This is a genomic window from Streptomyces graminilatus (assembly GCF_001418565.1).
Classification (GTDB): Bacteria; Actinomycetota; Actinomycetes; order Streptomycetales; family Streptomycetaceae; genus Streptomyces; species Streptomyces graminilatus.
Map to the genome: position 1 here is coordinate 1 of NZ_LIQQ01000753.1, position 1,468 is coordinate 1,468.

The 1,468-nt window shown below is 75.5% G+C and carries 1 protein-coding gene; it reads left to right on the forward strand.

The genetic code is table 11. The features are described 5' to 3' along the window. Positions 1 to 145: 145 nt before the first annotated feature. Positions 146 to 1,468: CHAT domain-containing protein (locus AOK08_RS48615; protein WP_157877027.1), on the forward strand; the 1,323-nt coding region annotated here is incomplete at its 3' end.

Genomic DNA, 1,468 nt, shown 5'->3' on the forward strand with positions numbered 1-1,468 from the left:
GGGTGAGGTCGGCGGGGCCGGTGATGCCGGTCGGGCTGGTGACCCCGGCGGGGCTGGGCAGGGCGGTCGGTTCAGCGAACCCGGCTGGTCCGGTGGGTCCAGCCGGTCCGGTGGGTCCGGCCATGCCGGTGGTCCTGGCCAGCCCGTGGTCGAACTGACCCTGTGCGTCGAGGACTTCGTCGGGCCCGACCGCTGGCGGTGGGTGCTGTTCGGGCCCGACGGCGGGGTCCTCGCCCGGCACGAGGTGCGTCTCGACCCGGCCGGGCCACAGTACGAGGCCTTCCTCGACCTGCCCGGATATCTGCGCCGGCACGCGGCCCCGGACGTACGGGCGGCGCGGGAACGGGAGATCGTCCGGGACGTGGGCACCTGGATCGGCACGGAGGTCCTCGGGCCCGTCGCGCCCGCGCTGCTCGCGGCGGCACCGGCGGTCGTACGGGTCGTCGTGCCGAGGGACGTACCGGCCGCGCGGCGCCTGATGTTCGTACCCCTGGAACTGGCCCATGCGCGGGGGCGGCCACTGGCCGTCCAGGACGTGACCCTGGTGACGCAGCGGGGTGCGGGACGCGAGGGCGGGGAGCGTGAAAAGGGGCGTCCAGTACGGGTGTTGGCGCTGTTCAGTCAGCCCGAGGGCAGCCGGGCGCTGAACCTGCGGCGCGAACGGCTCGCGCTGACACGGCTGTTCACGGACGCGGCCCGTTCCGGGCGGGCGGTGGAGGTGCACACCCTTCAGTACGGGGTGACACGCGAGCGGCTGCGTACGGTACTGGCGCGGCCGGCCGGGTGGGACCTGATCCATGTCTCCGGGCACGGCACCCCCGGCGAACTGCTCCTGGAGACCGATACCGGGCGCCCCGACCGGATCCGGGCCCCCGAACTCGTCGACCTGCTCGGCACCGCCCGCGATGTCTCCCTGGTCACCCTGTCGTCCTGCTGGTCGGCGGCGGCCGGGACTCCGGTGAGCGAGGGCAACGGGGCTTCCGGCGGTCCCGAGGGCGCCGTGGTCGGGGCCGTCGCCGGGGACCTCGTCGAACGGCTCGGGTGCGCGGTGCTGGCGATGCGGTACCCGGTGGAGGACGGGTTCGCGATCGCCCTCGCGGAGGGTCTCTACCGTCAACTGGTCGTCGAGGGGCAGGTGTTGCCCCGGGCGCTGGCGAGGGTACTGGCCGAGCTGTCGGCGGAGGGGGCGCCCGCGTCGGCCCTCCGGGCGGCGACTCCGGCACTGTTCGGCGCGCGGGCGGTGAGGTTGAGGCTGGGCGCGCCGGTGGGTGGGGTGCCGGGCACGCCATCGGGTGGAGCACAGCGCCGGGCGCCGGGTGAGTCCACGGCCCCCTCGGGACCGCCGGATGAGCCGACAGTTGGAGCGCCGGGCGGGGCGGACATCCCCGGCCGGGACACCCCAGCCCAACTTCCCGCCAGCACCGCGCACCCGAGCCGTTCGACGAGGTCCCCGGCGACGGCCGCGACC